The sequence below is a fragment of the Gemmatimonadota bacterium genome (genome assembly GCA_016209965.1).
Taxonomy (GTDB): Bacteria; Gemmatimonadota; Gemmatimonadetes; order Longimicrobiales; family RSA9; genus JACQVE01.
The window spans coordinates 1-2195 of sequence record JACQVE010000266.1 but is presented as its reverse complement, the minus strand read 5'-3'; the positions used below and the strand labels follow the sequence as shown (position 1 = coordinate 2195).

Here is a 2195-nt window from a genome sequence, read left to right as displayed (position 1 = left end):
GGGGCTGCGCCTGGGCCAGAACCGGCTTGGGCGTGCGCGCGGCCAGCCCCGCGACCTCGCCGCCGACCTCCTTGATGCCGAGCAGGACCTCGACGTCCGGCTCGCCTACCGGCCGCCACCAGGCGCGGCGCACGCCGATCACGGGCATACGGATCCACCAGCGGCGCAGCACCCAGGCGCCGTTGTCCAGGCGCTCGAAGTCGACGCTTCCCCCCAGCCGCTCGGCCGGGACGGCGCGCGGCAGGTTGGTATACTGGTACTCGAGGGAGCGCAGCTCGGAGCTGGCGCGATCGAAGCTAAGCACGCCGCGGATCTCCGGCAGCTTCCGCCCGCCCGCCGGCTCGAACACGAGCCCGATGAGGTGCTCCTCCCCGGGGCGCGGCGGCTGGACCCAGAAGCAGTGCTGATCCAGAAAACTGTCCGAGAGCAGGACGTGCGCGTCGGGCGCGTAGTAGAAGGTCCCCTCGGCTGTGTTCTGCACGTAGCCGGATTCTGCCAGCTTCTCCGGCGCCAGGCTGACGAACGGCTGCTCGGCCCACATGGTCCGGGCCTCGACGGCCTCCCGCTTCACCCGCTGCCCCTCGACATCCAGCTCCCGCTCGTAGCGGCGGATCTCATACTCGTACAGTCGCTCGTCCTGCGCCCAGGCCGCCACATCCAGGGCCTTGCGCGCCTCCTCCCATAGCCGCGCCGCGCCCAGTCCTTCCTCCGGCCGCACCACGCACCTGCGCCTGGCCTCCGCTTCCACGGCGGCGAGCGGGATGGCCTCGACCTGCATTTCCAGCCGGTAGTCCACCGCCGCGCCCGCAGCGACCAGGACGCTGACCTCCGCCGTCTCGTTGCCGATGCGCTCGGCGCGCAGGGTGTAGCGCCCCGCCGCGGGCGGCCGGAGCACGAACCGGCCGGCCGAGTCCGTGAGGGCGCCGGCGCGGCGCACGCCAGTTCCGTCCACCAGCGCCACAAATGCGGCCTCAATGGGCTTGCCCGTGCCGGCTTCCGCCAGTTCCCCTCGAATGATCTGGGCGCGGAGGGGCGGGGCGCTGAGCAGCGCCACGAGCAGGGGGAGGAATAGAAGGGTGGGGCGGCACATATGCCTGGTATATAGAAGCGATTCCGCGGGCGTCAAGACATTTGTCGCCGGCCTGAGTGGCCGGCGCAGCGGCAGGCCGGTTTTCCGCTCGGCCGGGTGGACCCCGTCGCCAATCGGACCAGTTTTGCATCTCCCATGTTGGCCGGAACTGCCATGCCGCTTTCCCGGCATGCCCCTGCTTCCCGGCCGGGGGCCAGTGTTGCCGCACACTCGCCTGGACATTAAACTTGCTCCTCCCTGAGCAGACCTTCTCTCTGGCTGGATACGCACTCCCCACATGAAGCCAGGACCGGAGTACGCCCGCCGCCTCATTTCCCGGGCGGCGCTGCAGACCGGGGTCACCGCGGCTCGAGGCTGCGCCGGCCGGGCGGTACTGCGGGCTGCCGCGGCCACGATCCTGCTGCTGCCGGCCGGCGCAGCCGCGCAGGCGCCGGCAGACAGTGTCAAAGCCGGTGACGTCATCCCGATGGAGGAGCTGGTGGTGCGGGTGGCGCGCTCGGTGGCGACGGCGGGCGGCGTCAGCGCCGTCGTCATCCGCCTCGATTCCCTGCACACTCCCGCGCCCGCGCCGCTGTTGGAGCAGAGCCTGCGCTCGACGCCGCTGGTCCACGTGCGCACGAACTCGCGGGGCGAGGCCGAGCTGTCCTTGCGTGGCGCGGAATCGCGCCAGGTGGCGGTGCTGGTGGATGGTGTGCCCCTCACGCTGGGGTGGGACCATCGCACCGACGTCGGGCTGGTGCCGCTCACGGGCGCGCAGAGCATCACGCTGGTGCGCGGGCTGCCCTCCGTGCTTCATGGCCCTAACGTGCTGGGCGGGGTGGTGGAGGTGGGGCTGGCACGCGCGCCCCTGGTTGCGGAGCGGCCGCTGCCCTCGAGCTGGCGGCGGGCGTGGACCACGTGGGCGGCCGATCGCTGGGCGTGCTGGCGGCCTCGCCGTTGCGCGTGGGGCGGGGCGAGCTGTTGGTGCGCACCGGCGCCGGCTACCGGAAGCGTGCGGGGACGCCGATTCCGGCCGACGCGGCCCAGGGCGGCGGCCGCGCCCGCCTGCGCGAGAACAGCGATCTCGAGCATGCCGATGGCTTCCTGGCCCTGCGCTACCGGGAGC

Annotated in this window: 2 protein-coding genes; one reads left to right on the top strand and one right to left on the bottom strand. The window is 72.3% G+C overall.

Annotated features, from left to right (window positions below; all coding sequences use genetic code 11):
• Positions 1 to 1090, bottom strand: a 1090-nt coding sequence (locus tag HY703_10685) for a carboxypeptidase regulatory-like domain-containing protein (GenBank protein ID MBI4545652.1), incomplete at its 3' end; no start/stop codon positions are given.
• 277 nt (positions 1091 to 1367) lie between these two features.
• Here HY703_10685 and HY703_10680 point away from each other — a divergent pair.
• A partial coding sequence (locus HY703_10680; GenBank protein MBI4545651.1) for a TonB-dependent receptor plug domain-containing protein occupies positions 1368 to 2195 on the top strand: 828 nt, incomplete at its 3' end.